This is a genomic window from Cellulomonas gelida (assembly GCF_006538725.1).
Taxonomy (GTDB): Bacteria; Actinomycetota; Actinomycetes; order Actinomycetales; family Cellulomonadaceae; genus Cellulomonas; species Cellulomonas gelida.
This window is the reverse complement of the sequence record NZ_BJLQ01000019.1, coordinates 24,678-40,335: the sequence shown is the minus strand read 5'-3', so window position 1 is coordinate 40,335 and position 15,658 is coordinate 24,678. Positions and strand designations below refer to the sequence as shown.

Annotated in this window: 17 protein-coding genes; all 17 read left to right on the top strand. The window is 73.9% G+C overall.

The window, feature by feature from the left end; all coding sequences use genetic code 11:
* The first annotated feature begins 196 nt into the window (after positions 1-196).
* The 17 genes from CGE01nite_RS09990 to dprA all read left to right on the top strand — a co-directional run bounded on the left by CGE01nite_RS09990 (position 197) and on the right by dprA (position 15,577).
* Positions 197-1,504, top strand: a complete 1,308-nt coding sequence (locus CGE01nite_RS09990) for an ammonium transporter (RefSeq protein ID WP_141370643.1) — start codon at positions 197-199, stop codon at positions 1,502-1,504.
* Positions 1,504-1,845, top strand: coding sequence for a P-II family nitrogen regulator (locus CGE01nite_RS09985; protein WP_048341281.1), 342 nt, complete (start codon positions 1,504-1,506; stop codon positions 1,843-1,845). The genes CGE01nite_RS09990 and CGE01nite_RS09985 overlap by 1 nt, the downstream gene beginning before the upstream one ends.
* A 5-nt stretch (positions 1,846-1,850) precedes the next feature.
* A complete protein-coding gene (locus tag CGE01nite_RS09980) occupies positions 1,851-3,671 on the top strand; it encodes a [protein-PII] uridylyltransferase (protein WP_141370641.1) in 1,821 nt (606 codons plus the stop codon).
* 24 nt (positions 3,672-3,695) lie between these two features.
* On the top strand, positions 3,696-5,291 hold the full coding sequence (gene ffh / locus CGE01nite_RS09975; RefSeq protein WP_048341279.1) for a signal recognition particle protein: 1,596 nt from the start codon (positions 3,696-3,698) through the stop codon (positions 5,289-5,291).
* A gap of 4 nt (positions 5,292-5,295) precedes the next feature.
* The gene (locus tag CGE01nite_RS09970) at positions 5,296-6,387 is read left to right on the top strand and encodes an amidohydrolase family protein (RefSeq protein WP_141370639.1); all 1,092 of its coding nucleotides are present in this window, start codon (positions 5,296-5,298) and stop codon (positions 6,385-6,387) included.
* A gap of 133 nt (positions 6,388-6,520) precedes the next feature.
* Positions 6,521-7,030, top strand: coding sequence for a hypothetical protein (locus tag CGE01nite_RS09965; RefSeq protein ID WP_141370637.1), 510 nt, complete (start codon positions 6,521-6,523; stop codon positions 7,028-7,030).
* Positions 7,031-7,157: 127 nt separating this feature from the next.
* Positions 7,158-7,595, top strand: a complete 438-nt coding sequence (gene rpsP / locus CGE01nite_RS09960; RefSeq protein WP_048341276.1) for a 30S ribosomal protein S16 — start codon at positions 7,158-7,160, stop codon at positions 7,593-7,595.
* Complete coding sequence (locus CGE01nite_RS09955) at positions 7,595-7,834, top strand: RNA-binding protein (protein WP_048341275.1); 240 nt, start codon at positions 7,595-7,597, stop codon at positions 7,832-7,834. Before rpsP ends, CGE01nite_RS09955 begins: the two co-directional genes overlap by 1 nt.
* 132 nt (positions 7,835-7,966) lie before the next feature.
* Positions 7,967-8,548: a ribosome maturation factor RimM gene (gene rimM, locus CGE01nite_RS09950; RefSeq protein ID WP_048341274.1), complete on the top strand. Its 582-nt coding sequence runs from the start codon at positions 7,967-7,969 to the stop codon at positions 8,546-8,548.
* 3 nt (positions 8,549-8,551) lie between these two features.
* Positions 8,552-9,367 carry a tRNA (guanosine(37)-N1)-methyltransferase TrmD gene (trmD, locus tag CGE01nite_RS09945; protein WP_141370635.1) on the top strand — a complete coding sequence of 272 codons (816 nt, stop codon included), beginning with the start codon at positions 8,552-8,554 and terminating at the stop codon, positions 9,365-9,367.
* Between the two features lie 201 nt (positions 9,368-9,568).
* Positions 9,569-9,931, top strand: a complete 363-nt coding sequence (gene rplS / locus CGE01nite_RS09940; RefSeq protein ID WP_048341289.1) for a 50S ribosomal protein L19 — start codon at positions 9,569-9,571, stop codon at positions 9,929-9,931.
* Positions 9,932-10,134: 203 nt separating this feature from the next.
* On the top strand, positions 10,135-11,106 hold the full coding sequence (gene lepB, locus CGE01nite_RS09935; protein WP_229747444.1) for a signal peptidase I: 972 nt from the start codon (positions 10,135-10,137) through the stop codon (positions 11,104-11,106).
* Complete coding sequence (gene rnhB, locus CGE01nite_RS09930; RefSeq protein ID WP_141370633.1) at positions 11,103-11,936, top strand: ribonuclease HII; 834 nt, start codon at positions 11,103-11,105, stop codon at positions 11,934-11,936. The genes lepB and rnhB overlap by 4 nt, the downstream gene beginning before the upstream one ends.
* Entirely contained in the window at positions 11,933-12,256 is a 324-nt protein-coding gene (locus tag CGE01nite_RS09925; RefSeq protein WP_048341273.1) for a DUF2469 domain-containing protein, read from the top strand. The genes rnhB and CGE01nite_RS09925 overlap by 4 nt, the downstream gene beginning before the upstream one ends.
* Before the next feature lie 222 nt (positions 12,257-12,478).
* Positions 12,479-12,835, top strand: a complete 357-nt coding sequence (locus tag CGE01nite_RS09920; RefSeq protein ID WP_048341286.1) for a YraN family protein — start codon at positions 12,479-12,481, stop codon at positions 12,833-12,835.
* 1 nt (position 12,836) lies between these two features.
* Entirely contained in the window at positions 12,837-14,360 is a 1,524-nt protein-coding gene (locus CGE01nite_RS09915) for a YifB family Mg chelatase-like AAA ATPase (protein ID WP_141370631.1), read from the top strand.
* The gene (dprA, locus tag CGE01nite_RS09910; protein ID WP_141370629.1) at positions 14,357-15,577 is read left to right on the top strand and encodes a DNA-processing protein DprA; all 1,221 of its coding nucleotides are present in this window, start codon (positions 14,357-14,359) and stop codon (positions 15,575-15,577) included. The genes CGE01nite_RS09915 and dprA overlap by 4 nt, the downstream gene beginning before the upstream one ends.
* Positions 15,578-15,658: the final 81 nt, after the last annotated feature.

Genomic DNA, 15,658 nt, shown 5'->3' with positions numbered 1-15,658 from the left:
CGGCTCGGCGCGCGAGGTCGGACGTTCGTCGGGCGCACGGGAACGAGTCGGACGAACGCCCACCTCGAAACGCAACGTTTACACGAGCGTGCGCGTTGTCACCTGGCCGAAACGCGCGCAGTCGCTCAGTGAAACGCCTCTCCTCGAACGTTGTCCGCGACCAGCCACCCCGGGCTGGCGAGGGGAGAAGCTACTCATGGAGCTGGATACCGGAGCGACAGCCTGGATGCTGACCTCAGCGTCCTTGGTGCTGCTCATGACGCCTGCGCTGGCGTTCTTCTACGGCGGCATGGTCCGCGGCAAGTCCGTCCTGAACATGATGATGATGTCGTTCGGCGCCATCGGTGTCGTGGTGATCGTCTACGTCCTGTGGGGCTGGTCGATGTCGTACGGCAGCGACGTCGCCGGGATCTTCGGCAACCCGTTCGACCAGTTCGGTCTGTCAGGCACGATCTGGGACGACTCGGGTGAGTACATCATCGACGGCTTCGGTGTTCCCGCCGCCGTGGGGGTCGCCTTCCAGGTCACGTTCGCGATCATCACCGTCGCGCTCATCAGCGGCTCGCTCGCGGACCGCATCAAGTACGGCACCTGGCTGACGTTCGTCGCCGCCTGGGTGACGCTCTCGTACTTCCCGATCGCCCACATGGTCTGGGGCGGCGGGCTGCTCTCGGGCGCTGACGGCTCGATCGCGGCCAAGATCTTCGGGACGGACGCCGACGGGGTCGCGCTGACGGCACCGATCGACTTCGCCGGTGGCACGGTCGTGCACATCAACGCCGGTGTCGCGGGCCTCGTGCTCGCGCTGATCGTCGGCAAGCGCAAGGGCTTCGCCAAGGAGCCGATGCGTCCGCACAACCTGCCCTTCGTGATGCTGGGTGCCGCGCTCCTGTGGTTCGGCTGGTTCGGCTTCAACGCGGGCTCGGCCTTCACGGCTGACGGCAACGCGGGTCTCGCGTGGCTCAACACGACGGTCGCGACCGCGGCCGCGATGCTCGCCTGGCTGCTCACGGAGAAGTTCCGCGACGGTCACGCGACGTCGCTGGGTGCCGCGTCCGGTGTCGTGGCCGGTCTGGTCGCGATCACCCCGGCGGCCGGCGCGCTGCGCCCGGTCACCTCGATCATCCTGGGCGTGGTCGCCGGTGTGCTGTGCGCGCTGGCCGTCGGTCTGAAGTACAAGTTCGGCTACGACGACTCGCTGGACGTCGTCGGCGTGCACCTCGTCGGTGGCCTCGTCGGCACGGTCCTCATCGGCTTCCTCGCCGCGGACACGGGCCTGTTCTTCGGCGGCGGCTGGGACCAGCTGCTCATCCAGGTCATCATCGCGCTGGTCGCGATCCTGGTCTCGGGGGTCGTGACGGTCGTCATCGGGCTGATCCTGAAGGCGACCATGGGCTGGCGGGTCAGCGAGGAGGTCGAGGTCGGCGGTATCGACCTCGCCGTGCACGGTGAGTCCGCATACGAGACGCTGGGCGGGGCCCGCGTCGTGACGGAGGTGAAGTGATGACGAAGCTCGTGACGGCGGTCATCCAGCCGCATCGGCTCGACGACGTGAAGTCGGCCCTCGAGGCAGCGGGTGTCCGCGGCCTGACCGTGAGCGAGGCGAGCGGCTACGGCCGCCAGCGCGGTCACACCGAGGTCTACCGCGGCGCGGAGTACACCGTGGACCTGGTGCCGAAGGTGCGCATCGACGTCCTGGTCGCCGACGAGGACGTGGCCGGCATCGTCGAGGTCGTGATCCGCGCCTCGCAGACCGGCAAGATCGGTGACGGCAAGGTCTGGGTCGTGCCGGTCGAGGACGTGGCTCGCGTCCGCACCGGTGAGCACGGCGACGACGCGCTGTAGGAACCATGTCTCACGAACGGCCGCCCGTGGGGGGCGCGGCCGGGGACGCCCACGACACGCAGGTCCCGCACCCCGCCCCTGGGGTGCGGGACCTGCGCGTCGAACGGCTCGACCTCGCCACCTCCCTGACCGGCACGACGAGCGACGGCACGGCCCGTCGCCGGCAGGTCTCCGCACTCGTCCGACGTCGGCTCGTCGAGCTCTGGGACGAGGCCACCGCGGGGCAGGACATGACGGGCGTCGCGCTGGGCGCGGTCGGGTCGGTGGGCCGCGGCGACGCGAGCCCCGTCTCCGACCTCGACCTGCTGCTGGTGCACGAGGGGCGCGGACGCTCCGCCGAGGACCTCTCGGCGCTCGCCCAGCAGCTCTGGTACCCGATCTGGGACGCGGGCCTGGACCTCGACCACTCGGTGCGCTCACTCGCGCAGTGCCGCCAGGTCGCGTCCAAGGACCTGCCCGCCGCGGTGGGGCTGCTCGACCTGCAGCACGTCGCGGGGGACCCCGTGGTGATCGCGCGCGCCACGTCCGCGCTGCTCGAGGACTGGCGCGCGGCGGCCCGTCGCCGGCTGCCCGAGCTGATCGCGTCCACGCGGCAGCGCGCGGAGCGCCACGGCGAGCTCGCGTACCTCATCGAGCCCGAGCTCAAGGAGGCGCGCGGCGGGATCCGCGACGCGGTGGTGCTCTCGGCGCTCGCGGCCACCTGGCTCACGGACCGCCCGCACGGTGCGGTCGACCACGCGTACACGCACCTGCTCGACGTGCGGGACGCGGTGCAGGTCGCCACGCGGCGGCACACCAACCGCCTGCTGCTCGCCGACCAGGACGAGGTCGCCGCGATCGTGGGCTTCGACGACCGCGACGACCTGCTGGCGAGCGTCGCCGAGGCGGCGCGCATCATCTCGTACGCGCTCGACACGACTGCACGCAACGCCCGGCAGGCCCTCGAGCGACCGGCGCGCGGGCCGCGGCTGGTCCGCGGTCGCCGCATGCCGCCGCGCCTGCGCCCGATCGCCGAGGGCCTCGTCCAGCACGGCGACGAGATCGTGCTCGCGGTCGACGCGACCCCGGAGCACGACCCGCTGCTCGCGCTGCGCACGGCGGCGACGGCGGCGCGCACGGGCCTGCAGCTCTCCCCGGTCTCGGTGCAGCACCTGACCGTGACCCCCGCGCTGCCCACGCCGTGGCCGCGCCAGGCGCGGCAGTACCTCCTGCAGCTGCTCGCGGCCGGGCACGCACAGGTGCCGATCTGGGAGGCGCTCGACCTCGCGGGTGTCGTGACCACGTGGATCCCTGAGTGGGCGGGCGTGCGCAACCGTCCGCAGCGCTCGCCGGTGCACCGGCACACGGTCGACCGCCACCTCGTCGAGACCGCGGCGAACGTCTCCGCGCTGTCGTCGGGCGCCCCGAGCGAGACGCTGCTGCTCGCGGCCCTGCTGCACGACATCGGCAAGCGCGCCGGTGCGGGCGACCACTCGGTCGAGGGCGCCCGGCTCGTGGGGCCGATCGTGGAGCGCATGGGGTTCCGCGACGAGGTCGTGGCCGACGTGACGCGCCTCGTGCGCGAGCACCTGCTGCTCGTCGAGCTCGCGACGAGCGCGGACCCGGACGACCCGGCGACCACCGACCGCCTGCTCGACGCGGTCGACCACCGCGAGGACGTGCTGCTCGCGCTGCGCGTGCTCACCGAGGCCGACGCGGTGGCGGCCGGGCCCGCGGCGTGGAGCCAGTGGCGCGGCACGCTCGTGGACGACCTCGTCGGCCGTGCACGGGCTCGGCTCGGTGGCGGTCGCGCGGCGGGTCACCCAGGTACCCTGGGACGTCCCTGACCCCTTCTCGCGAGGACGCCCTACGTGTTCGCCACTCTGTCCGACCGCCTGACGTCGACCTTCAAGAACCTGCGCACCAAGGGCCGGCTGTCCGAGGCGGACGTCGACGCCACGGTGCGGGAGATCCGCCGGGCCCTGCTCGACGCGGACGTCGCCGTGCCCGTGGTCCGGCAGTTCACGAGCGCGGTGCGCGAACGCTCGCTCTCGGCCGAGGTCTCGCAGGCGCTCAACCCCGCGCAGCAGGTCGTCAAGATCGTCAACGAGGAGCTCGTGGCGATCCTCGGCGGCGAGACGCGCACGCTGCGGTTCGCGAAGAACCCGCCCACGGTGATCCTGCTCGCGGGTCTGCAGGGCGCGGGCAAGACGACGCTCGCAGGCAAGCTCGCGCTCCAGCTCAAGGGCGAGGGCCACACGCCGCTGCTCGTGGCGGCGGACCTGCAGCGTCCGAACGCCGTGACGCAGCTGCAGGTGGTGGGCGAGCGGGCCGGCGTGCCGGTGTTCGCGCCGCACCCCGGTAACCAGGGCGCCGACGACGTGCTCCCCGCGGACGCGGACCCCGTCGCCGTCGCACGCGCCGGTCTTGAGACCGCACGCGCACGCCAGCACGACGTGCTGATCGTCGACACCGCCGGCCGGCTCGGTGTCGACGCCGAGCTCATGCAGCAGGCCGCGGACATCCGCGACGCCGTGCAGCCCGACGAGATCCTGTTCGTGATCGACGCGATGATCGGCCAGGACGCGGTGACCACCGCGCAGGCCTTCGCGGACGGTGTCGGCTTCACGGGTGTCGTGCTGTCGAAGCTCGACGGCGACGCGCGCGGTGGCGCTGCGCTGTCGGTCGCCTCCGTCACAGGGCGGCCGATCCTGTACGCGAGCATCGGCGAGAAGCTCACCGACTTCGAGGTGTTCCACCCCGACCGCATGGCGTCGCGGATCCTCGACATGGGCGACGTCCTGACGCTCATCGAGCAGGCCGAGAAGGCGTTCGACGCCGAGCAGGCCGAGCAGATGGCGGGCAAGCTCGCGAGCGGCGAGGGCTTCACGCTCGCGGACTTCCAGCAGCAGATGCAGCAGCTGCGCAAGATGGGCTCGCTCAAGAAGATGTTCGGGATGCTCCCGGGCATGGCGCAGATGCGCGACGCGCTGGACAACTTCGACGAGCGCGAGGTCGACCGCATCGAGGCGATCATCCACTCGATGACCCCCGGCGAGCGCGACAACCCGAAGATCATCAACGGCTCGCGCCGCGCGCGCATCGCGAAGGGGTCCGGCACCACGCCGACCGACGTCAACCAGCTCCTCGAGCGGTTCGACGCGGCCCAGAAGATGATGCGCCAGATGGCCAAGTCGGGCGGGATGCCCGGCGGCATGCCGGGTATGGGCAACCTGCCGGGGATGGGCAAGAAGGCGCGCGGCAAGGCCGTGCCGCAGCGCAAGGTGCGCGGCAAGTCGGGCAACCCCGCCAAGCGAGCGGCGCAGGAGCGCGCGGCGATCGAGGGCAAGCCGGCGCCGAGCGCACCGGCCGGGTCCGCGTTCGGGCTCGGCGCGCCGGCTCCGCAGCAGGCCGACCCCGCCTCGCTCGAGCTGCCCGCGGGGTTCGAGAAGTTCCTCGGGCGCTGACGCCGTGAGCGACGTCCTGCACCTGGCCGGGACGGTCGTGCTCGACGACGAGCGTGAGGTCGGCGAGGCGTGGGTGGTCGGGGGGCGTCTGACGTTGACGCGTCCCGCGGCGCAGGCGACGACGATCCGCGGCTGGGTGCTGCCCGGGCTCGTCGACGTGCACTGCCACATCGGTCTCGCGGCCGACGGGCCGGTCGACGCGGCGACGGCCGGGCGGCAGGCGCTCGCGGACCGCGACTCGGGCGTGCTGCTCGTGCGTGACGCGGGCTCACCCGCCGACACGTCCTGGGTGCACGGACGCGCCGACCTGCCGCGGCTCATCCGCGCGGGCCACCACCTCGCCCGCCCCAAGCGCTACCTGCGGCACTACGGCCTCGAGCTGGCCGACGTGCACGACCTGCCCGGTGTGGTGCACCACGAGGCCGTGCGGGCCGACGGCTGGGTCAAGCTCGTCGCCGACTGGATCGACCGCGACCTCGGGCCCGCGGGGGACCTGACCCCCCTGTGGCCCGACGACGTGCTGACCGCCGCGGTCGCGGCTGCGCACGACGCGGGCGCCCGGGTCACGGCCCACACGTTCGCGACCGAGTCGATCGACCCGCTGCTGGAGGCCGGCATCGACTGCCTCGAGCACGCGACGGGTGCGACGCCCGCACAGATCGAGCGCATCGCCGAGCGCGGGATCCCGGTGACCGCGACGCTGCTGCAGGTCGCGCAGTTCGGCGCGATCGCCGACCAGGGCGAGTCGCGGTACCCCCGGTTCGCGCGACGGATGCGCGCGATGGGCGAGCGGCGTCACCAGCACGTGAGGGACCTGTACGACGCCGGCGTGCCCGTGCTCGTCGGGACCGACGCGGGCGGGACCATCGGGCACGGCCGGATCGCCGACGAGGCGGCGGAGCTCGTCGCGGCCGGCATCCCCGCGCGCGACGTCGTGGCCGCCGCGAGCTGGCGGACGCGCGAGTGGCTCGGCGCCGAGTCGATCGCCGAGGGTGCGAGCGCGGACGTGGTCGTCTACGACCGGGACCCGCGCCGCGACGTGACCGTGCTGCACGAGCCCGCAGCGGTCGTGCTGCGCGGCACGCGGCACGTCTGACGCGCGCGGGCGGGCGACAGCGGGCGTCCGGACGGGTGACAGACCTCTCGGTGCACTGGCCGACCGCGGTGGGCGGCTGCTTGGCTGTGCGCGACCGCACGCGGCGGTCGTCCGCCACCGACGGGAGTCGCACGTGAGCAGCTCGGTCTCGAGCGTCGAAGCCCCCGCGCGTGAGCGCCTGGCGAGGGCCGACGTCGTGGCGGCCGTCGTCGTCTGGCTCGGCGTGGTGCTCGGGCTGGTCGCCAAGTTCGGCGTCGGCGGCTGGGGCGTGCTCGTCGTGCTCCTGTACTGGCCCGTCACGATCGTGCTGCCGATCGCGGGGGCGTGGGTCGTGGCTCGGCCGCTCCTCGGGCTCGGCAGGGTGCGCAAGCATGTGGGCCACGCGCCGACGCGCTACCGCGTGCTGGCGTGGGTGCTCGGGCTCGGCACGCTCGTGGGCTACGGCGCGATGCCCGACGGCGGTGACGACGACGTCGCGCGCTCGGGGCTCTCGGTCCTGCTCGGCCCGGCGTTCGCGCCGCCGTGGATCAGCGAGGTGATGTGGTGGGTCCTCGTCGCGGCGTTCGCGACCGCGGCGATCGCGCTCGTCTGGTACGCAGTCGACCGCGTGCGGCTTGGGAACCCCGCCACACGTCTGGCATGATGGTCGGCTGTACACGTCGGTGCAGCCCCTCTACCTGCCCGCGACGCGTCCTTCGCCGTCACCGGCCGCCCAACCCCACGGGCAGGCTGGCGGGGCACCCAGCTGAACTCCAGGAGAAGACCACAACGTGGCCACCAAGATCCGTCTGAAGCGTCTCGGCAAGATCCGGGCGCCGTACTACCGTGTCGTCGTCGCGGACTCGCGCACCAAGCGTGACGGTCGCGTCATCGAGGAGATCGGCAAGTACCACCCGACCGAGGAGCCCTCGCTCATCGAGATCTCCTCCGAGCGCGCGCAGTACTGGCTCGGTGTCGGCGCGCAGCCGACCGAGCAGGTCCTCGCGCTGCTCAAGGTCACCGGCGACTGGCAGAAGTTCAAGGGCCTGCCGGGCGCCGAGGGCACGCTGCGGGTCAAGGCCGGCAAGGCCGACCCGAAGGCCGCGATCGAGGCGGCCGCGCTCGACGCCGAGAAGGTCAAGGCCAAGGCGTCGGAGAAGAAGGCTGACGAGCCCGTCGCCGAGGCCCCGGCCGAGGACGCGGCTCCCGCCGAGGACGAGCAGGCCTGATGCTCGCCGACGCGCTCGAGCACCTGGTGCGCGGCATCGTCGACCACCCGGACGACGTGCGCGTGAGCGCGGTCGCGCTGCGCCGCGGTGAGCTGCTGGAGGTCCGGGTCCACCCCGAGGACCTCGGGCGGGTCATCGGCCGCAGCGGCCGGACCGCCAAGGCGCTGCGCACCGTCGTCGGTGCGCTGTCGACCGAGGGCCCGGTGCGCGTCGACGTCGTCGACGTCGACCGGCGCTGAGGTTCGGCGAGACGAGCACGTCGCGGCCGCGCGCCGCGATGCGTGAGGCCCGGCCCCTACTCTGGGGCCGGGCCTTCGTCGTGCTCGACGGCACACCCGCGAACGAACCCGGACGAATCGAGGAGGACTCCCATGCTGCTCACGGTGGCGCGCATCGGCCGCGCCCACGGCCTGCGCGGTGAGGTCGGGCTGGACCTGCGCACCGACGCCCCCGACGAGCGCCTCGCGACCGGGTCGGTGCTCGCGACCGACCGGGCGGGCCTCGGCTCGCTGACCGTCACCTCGACGCGGATCCAGCAGGGCCGGTGGTACGTGACGTTCGCCGAGGTCCGGGACCGCACCGAGGCCGAGGGCCTGCGCGGGGTCGCCCTGCTGGCCGAGGAGGACACGTCCGACGACGACGACGCGTGGTACCCCCACGAGCTCGCAGGGCTGCGAGCCGAGCACGTCGACGGTCGGCTGCTCGGCGAGGTCGTCGGGCTCGAGCACCTCCCGGCGCACGACGTCCTGGTGCTGCGCGAGCCGGACGGCGCGCGGACCCTGGTGCCGTTCGTCCGGGCGATCGTGCCGGTCGTCGACGTCGCGGGCGGTCGCGTCGTGCTGGACCCGCCGGGCGGGCTCCTCGCGTCGGACGCCGCGAACCTCGTCGTGTCCGACGAGACGTCGGGCCCGGCCGGCGAGAGCGACGACCGCGCCGACGACGAGGGCGTCTGAGCCGTGCGCATCGACGTCCTGACGATCTTCCCGGACTACCTGGCGCCGCTCCGGCTCTCGCTCGTGGGCAAGGCGCACGAGGCCGGGATCCTCGACCTGCGGGTGCACGACCTGCGCGAGTGGACGACCGACCGGCACCGCACGGTCGACGACACGCCGTTCGGGGGCGGCGCGGGCATGGTCATGCGACCCGACGTGTGGGGCGCGGCCCTCGATGACGTGCTCACGCCGGACGCGCACCTCCTGCTCCCCACCCCGTCCGGCGAGGTCTTCGCCCAGCCGACTGCCCACGCGCTCGCCCACGAGACCCATCTGGTCATCGCGTGCGGCCGGTACGAGGGGATCGACGCGCGCGTCGCGGAGCACTACCGCGCCGCGGGCGTGCGCGTCAGCGAGCTGTCGCTCGGCGACTACGTGCTGAACGGCGGCGAGGTCGCGGCGCTCGTCGTCGTGGAGGCGGTGGCCCGGCTCCTGCCGGGGGTCGTGGGCAACCCGGAGTCGCTCGTCGAGGAGTCGCACGGCGAGGCCGGGCTGCTCGAGTACCCGGTGTTCACCAAGCCGCCGTCCTGGCGCGGGCTGGACGTGCCCGACGTCCTGCTGTCGGGTCACCACGCGCGGATCGCGCGGTGGCGGCGCGACGAGGCGCTGCGGCGGACCGCCGCTCGTCGTCCGGACATGCTGTCGGCGCTCGACCCGGGCGTGCTCGACGCGCGCGACCGGGACGTGCTCGCCGAGAGCGCGAGCAGCTCGGACGGGCCGGCGACGGACGCCGCGGCCGGCCGGCCGGCCGCGCAGGACGGCGACGATTACCGACCGTGACGCCCGGTGTGGCAGACTTGTCGGCTGGTGCGCGCGCGTCGCGTCTCTGCCACGGGGGAGACTGCCGACGATCGCCGGTCGGGCCCTCGGGTCACGGTCCGGACGCACCACGAACCAGACCACCAGGACGTGCTCGCGCGTGACTCGCCGTGCCGTCCTCGACTCGCGTTCCTGACCCGTCGGCAGGACGAGGAGAACACCATGCAGACGCTGGACCAGGTCGACGCCGCCTCGTTGCGGACCGACATCCCCGATTTCCGCCCCGGTGACACCGTCAAGGTCAACGTCAAGGTCGTGGAGGGCAACCGCTCCCGTATCCAGGCGTTCCAGGGCGTCGTGATCGCCCGCCAGGGCGCCGGCGTGCGTGAGACCTTCACGGTCCGCAAGATCAGCTTCCAGGTCGGCGTCGAGCGCACGTTCCCCGTGCACACCCCGTCGCTGGAGTCGGTCGAGGTCGTCACCCGCGGTGACGTCCGTCGCGCCAAGCTCTACTACCTGCGCGGTCTGCGCGGCAAGAAGGCCAAGATCAAGGAGAAGCGCGAGAACACGGCCGCTCAGGGCTGAGCTCTCCCGCACTCGCACGCAGGGCGGTCACTCTCGGGTGGCCGCCCTGCGGCGTACCCGGGCAAGGCAGCCCGGCCGAGCGGGCGGGCTCGCACGATCCTCGGGTGCTCAGGTGCCGGCGTTCGGGTGTCGGCGTTCTGGTGCCGGCGTTCAGGTACCGGTCTGTGGGCGCCGGGCACAGCCGAGCGTGGGAGAGTGACCCGGTGAACTCGCGAGCCGACGACGAGCCCGCGCCCGCGGGCGCGAACGGGGCGTCGGCGAGCGCGAGCGGCGGGCCGTGGCGCGCCGAGGCAGGGGGATCGCCCCCGCACTTCGAGACGGAGCGGGACAGCATGCACGAGACCAGCGCCGGCGCGTGGCCGGCCGATCCCCAGCTCGGGGAACCCAGCACCGAGGGCGGGCGCGGCGACGGCGTCACGGGCGGCACCGAGGCGGGTGCCGAGGCCTCGTCGACCACGCGAGCGCAGCGCCGGCTGGCCGAGCGGGGACGACCGGCGCGACGCAGCGCCGGCGGGTCGATCCTGCGCGAGACGGCGATCATCCTCGTGAGCGCGCTGGTGCTGTCGTGGCTCATCAAGACGTTCCTGGTCCAGGCCTTCTTCATCCCGAGCTCGTCGATGCACGACACGCTCGTCGAGGACGACCGGATCATGGTCAGCAAGCTCACGCCCGGACCGTTCGACCTCGAGCGCGGCGACATCGTCGTCTTCAAGGACCCGGGCGGCTGGCTCGAGGGCCAGAAGCCGGTCGAGGCCACCGGCTGGCGCGGCGCGATGAACGACGTCTTCACGTTCGTCGGCCTGTACCCGCAGGACGCGGGGGAGCACCTCGTGAAGCGCGTGATCGGCCTGCCGGGCGACCGCGTCGCGTGCGCGGGCCCGGGCGAGCCGGTCACCGTCAACGGCGTCGCGCTCGACGAGCCGTACCTGGCCGCCGGGGCGATCCCGAGCCAGATGGACTTCGACATCACCGTCCCGCCGAACAGCCTGTGGGTCATGGGCGACAACCGGCAGTCGTCGTCGGACTCGCGGCTGCACCGGGGTGACCCGGGCGGCGGCTCGATCCCGATCGGCAACGTGGTCGGCAAGGCGTTCGTGCTCGTGTGGCCGCTCGATCGCGCGACCGTCCTGCACAACCCGGGTGCGACGTTCGAGGACGTCCCCGACGCGTCATGACCCTCCTGGACGAACCCGCTCGCGCGACCGACGCAGCACCGTCGACGCCGGTCGTGCCTGCCGGGTCGCGCCGCACCACGCGCCCGGGCCCGCACCTGCGCATCGAGCGGGCGCTGCTGCGCGACGGTGCTCGGCTGGTCGCGGGGATGGACGAGGTGGGTCGCGGCTCGCTCGCCGGGCCGGTGAGCGTCGGTGTGGTCGTCGTCGACCTGCAGACCCGGTCGGCGCCGCAGGGCGTGGCCGACTCCAAGCTCCTGACCCCCGCGGCGCGCGTGGCGCTGCTGCCGCGCCTGCACCGCTGGGGCGTCACGCGAGCGGTGGGCCATGCGAGCGCGGCGGAGATCGACGAGATCGGCATCATCGCCGCGCTGCGACTCGCGGGTACGCGCGCGCTGCTCGCCGCGGCCGAGGTCGCTGGGCCCGTGGACGTCGTCGTGCTCGACGGCTCGCACGACTGGCTCACGCCCCCCGCTCAGGGTGACCTGTTCACCGACGAGGGGCACGACGACGAGACGGCGTCGGGCCTGGTGACGCCGCGCGTGCTGCTCAAGGTCAAGGCGGACCGCTCGTGCGCGAGCGTCGCCGCGGCGAGCGTGCTCGCCAAGTGCGAGCGGGACGCTCTCATGGTGACGCTCGCGGCGGACCACCCGCACTACCGGTGGGACGAGAACAAGGGCTACGCGAGCCCGGAGCACATCGGTGCGCTGCGCGAGCTCGGGCCGTGCGTGCTGCACCGCCGCTCGTGGCGGCTGCCGGGCACCGAGCCCGCAGCAGGCTCGGCGCGGCAGGTGACCGGTTCGTCGCCGGCGTGGGGGATGATGGACGCGTGAGTGCCGAGGACCTGGAGAACTACGAGACCGACATGGAGCTCGCGCTCTACCGCGAGTACCGGGACGTCGTGAACCTGTTCTCGTACGTCGTGGAGACCGAGCGACGCTTCTACCTCGCGAACCACGTCGACCTGCAGGTCCGGTCCGCGGCTGGGGAGGTCTACTTCGAGCTGACCCTCGCCGACGCGTGGGTGTGGGACGTCTACCGGTCCGCGCGCTTCGTGAAGTCCGTGCGGGTCGTCACGTTCAAGGACGTCAACGTCGAGGAGCTCGCCAAGCCTGAGCTCGACCTCGGCGGCGGGCCCGGCTTCCCCCGCTGACCGCCCGCCGGGCTGACCACGCAGCTCGCTGAGCGACCATGCGGCGCCTCCTGGGCGTGGCACCACGGTCGCCTGGCCGGAGGCGAGTTCCCTGTCGGGCCGCAGTCGGCCCTTCCGCGAGCCGACCCCAGCCCGGGTTCGCGGCGTCGCCTCCACAGGTCCGGGGCGGGCGCGCGTCGCGACCTGCCGCCCGACGGCACCCTGTGGCCGGAGGTGGTGCGGGTGCGCGCGAAGGACGCCGTCGGGCGGTACGGGGAGGACGTGGCTGCGGCTCACGTCGAGGCACGCGGATGGCGGGTGCTGGACCGCAACTGGCGGTGCCGGCTGGGCGAGCTCGACCTCGTCGGCATGGACGGCGACGTGCTCGTCGTCGTCGAGGTCAAGACGCGACGGTCGACGGCGTACGGGACGCCGGCCGAGGCAGTGACGTGGCGCAAGCTCGCGCGCATCCGGCGCCTGGCCGCGCAGTGGCTCACGGAGCACGACGTGCGAGCGGCGTCGGTGCGGGTCGACGTGATCGCGATCCTGCTGCCGCGGTCCGGAGCGGCGCAGGTCGAGCACCTGCAGGGGGTGTGCTGACGTGGCGCTCGGTGCGACGCTGTCGGTCGCCCTGGTCGGGATGGTCGGGCACGTGGTCGAGGTCGAGGCGCACCTGGCCGCGGCGCTCCCGGCGTTCACGCTCGTCGGGCTCCCCGACGCGTCGCTCGCGGAGTCGCGCGACCGCGTCCGCGCGGCTGTCGCCTCGTGCGGGCTGACGTGGCCGAACCGGCGCGTCACCGTCAACCTGTCGCCCGCGACCCTGCCCAAGTCGGGCTCGGGGTTCGACCTCGCGATCGCCGTGGCGACGCTCGCCGGTGCCGGGGTCGTCGACCTGCCGCGGGTGCGCGGTGTCGTGCACCTGGGCGAGCTCGGGCTCGACGGTCGCCTGCGCCCCGTGCGCGGCATCCTGCCGGCAGTCGCGGCGGCCGTCGCCGCCGGGCACCCGGACGTCGTCGTGCCCGAGGCGAGCGTCGCCGAGGCGAGCCTCGTTCCCGGTGCGAGGGTCCGGGGTGCACGCACGCTCGCCGCCGTGCTCGCGGCGCACGGCGCGCCGGTCGAGGTGCCTGACGTGCCCGCCGCACCCGCGGAGCCGGTCGCGGCGCGCGTCTCGGCCTTCGACCCGGACCTGTCCGACGTCGTCGGTCAGGACGAGGCGCGGCTGTGCCTCGAGGTGGCGGCCGCGGGCAGCCACCACCTGCTCATGGTGGGCCCGCCCGGGACGGGCAAGACGATGCTCGCCGCACGGCTACCGGGCATCCTGCCCGACCTCGTCGAGGACGAGGCGGTCGAGGTGACGGCGATCCACTCCGTGGCGGGCACGTTCGACCCGGGCGGCGGTCTGCTCCGCCGTCCGCCCTACGAGGACCCGCACCACACCGCGACGCCCGCGAGCGTCATCGGCGGCGGGTCCGGCGTGCCGCGGCCCGGGGCGGCGTCGCGCGCGCACCGCGGGGTGCTGTTCCTCGACGAGGCACCCGAGTTCACGACCGCGGTGCTGCAGACCCTGCGGCAACCGCTCGAGCACGGTGAGCTCGTGCTGCACCGGGCCGCGGGGACCGCGCGCTACCCCGCGCAGTTCCAGCTCGTGCTGGCGGCCAACCCCTGCCCGTGCGGCATGGCGGTCGGCAAGGGTCTGGACTGCACGTGCCGGCCCGAGCAGCGACGCCGCTACCTGGGCAAGCTCTCCGGGCCCCTGCTCGATCGTGTGGACCTGCAGGTCGAGCTCCAGCCGTCGCGCGCGACCGACCGGACGGGCGACTCGAGCGACCAGGTCGCCCGGCGCGTCGCAGCCGCCCGCGCCGCGCAGGCGGAGCGCTTCGCGGGACTGCCGTGGCGCACGTGCGCCCAGGTGCCGGGCGCCTGGCTGCGCGAGCGGCTCGGGCCGGACCGCGCGCTCGTGGCGGACCTCGACCGCGCGGTCGACCGCGGCACGTTGAGCCGACGCGGTGCGGACCGTGTGCTCCGCGTCGCGTGGACGCTGGCCGATCTCGCGGGCCGTACCGCGCCCGGGCGCTCGGACGTGGGCCGGGCCCTGGCGCTGCGGACCCGGGGCCGTGGGGCATGAGCGTGCACCACGAGGCGGGCGGGACGCCCGTCGTCGACGAGCAGGAGCGGTGGGCGCGCGCGGCCTGGAGCGCGCTCGCCGAGCCGGGCGACGTCGTGGCGGGCGCCCTGCTCGCCCAGCTCGGCGCCGTGCAGGCGTGGCAGTGGGTCGTCGACTCCGCAGCGGGACTCGTCGACGTCCCCGCGCGGGCTGCGCCCACGGGCGACGCGCCGGCACGTCTCGTGCGGGCCGTGGAGCGCTGGGCGCCTCGGATGACGCGCCTGGCCGCCGAGGGCTGGTCGGTGCACCGTCCGCCGCCGAACGGGGTGTCCCACGTGCGGGTCCTGGTCCCCGGTGATCGCGAGTGGCCCGCCGGGCTCGACGACCTCGGCGCCGCGGCACCCGCGTGCCTGTGGGTGCGCGGGGATCCGGCCGCCGCTCGCTGGCCGAGCACCGGGCGTGCCCGGACGGCAGCGCTCGTCGGGGCACGCGCCGCGACGGCCTACGGCGAACGCGTCGCGATCGACCTGGCCGCGGGGCTGGTCGACGCCGGGTTCGTCGTGGTGTCCGGTGGCGCGTACGGCGTCGACGCTGCTGCGCACCGCGGTGCGCTGGCGAGCGGCGGGCGCACGCTCGTCGTGGTCGCCGGGGGCGTGGACCGCGCGTACCCGGCGGGCAACGTCAGGCTGATCGAGGAGGCGGTCGCGAGCGGGGGAGCAGTCGTGGGCGAGGTGCCGCCGGGCAGCCTGCCCACGCGCAGCCGGTTCCTGCAGCGCAACCGACTGATCGCCGCACTCGGGGCCGCAACCGTCGTCGTCGAGGCGGCCTGGCGCTCGGGCGCGCTGAGCACCGCGAACCACGCGGCGCGCCTGAACCGGCCCGTGGGTGCGGTGCCGGGACCCGTGACGTCGATGGCGTCGGCGGGCTGTCACCGGCTGCTGCGGGAGGGCGTCGCGACGTGCGTGACGGATGCGGCGGAGGTCGTGGAGCTGGCCGGCGCGCTCGGCGCCGACCTCGCACCCGAGCCTCGCGTGGCGGCGCGGGGCCTGGACGGTGTGGACGCTCTGGGCCGACGCGTCCACGACGCTCTGGGAACGCGCACGGCGCGCCCCACGGCCGAGGTGGCACGGGTGGCGGGGGTCACCACGGCGGAGGCGATCGAGGCCCTCGGATCGCTCGAGCTGGCCGGTCTCGCGCGGCATGAGGGGTCCGGATGGCGCGCGGAGGGTGTGACCTGAGCAACTGCTGCGGGTGAAATGCGCGGCGATCCGAGAGAAATGTCCGACTCAATTCGGACAATCGCCTGACAAACGCCCACC

What these genes read in the sequence shown, in the direction of transcription:
- CGE01nite_RS09990 (WP_141370643.1), top strand. Translation starts at nt 197, where the DNA reads ATGGAGCTGGATACCGGAGCGACAGCCTGGATGCTGACCTCAGCGTCC.
- rplS (WP_048341289.1), top strand. Translation starts at nt 9,569, where the DNA reads ATGCAGACGCTGGACCAGGTCGACGCCGCCTCGTTGCGGACCGACATC.
- CGE01nite_RS09980 (WP_141370641.1), top strand. Translation starts at nt 1,851, where the DNA reads ATGTCTCACGAACGGCCGCCCGTGGGGGGCGCGGCCGGGGACGCCCAC.
- CGE01nite_RS09955 (WP_048341275.1), top strand. Translation starts at nt 7,595, where the DNA reads ATGCTCGCCGACGCGCTCGAGCACCTGGTGCGCGGCATCGTCGACCAC.
- rimM (WP_048341274.1), top strand. Translation starts at nt 7,967, where the DNA reads ATGCTGCTCACGGTGGCGCGCATCGGCCGCGCCCACGGCCTGCGCGGT.
- dprA (WP_141370629.1), top strand. Translation starts at nt 14,357, where the DNA reads ATGAGCGTGCACCACGAGGCGGGCGGGACGCCCGTCGTCGACGAGCAG.
- CGE01nite_RS09985 (WP_048341281.1), top strand. Translation starts at nt 1,504, where the DNA reads ATGACGAAGCTCGTGACGGCGGTCATCCAGCCGCATCGGCTCGACGAC.
- rnhB (WP_141370633.1), top strand. Translation starts at nt 11,103, where the DNA reads ATGACCCTCCTGGACGAACCCGCTCGCGCGACCGACGCAGCACCGTCG.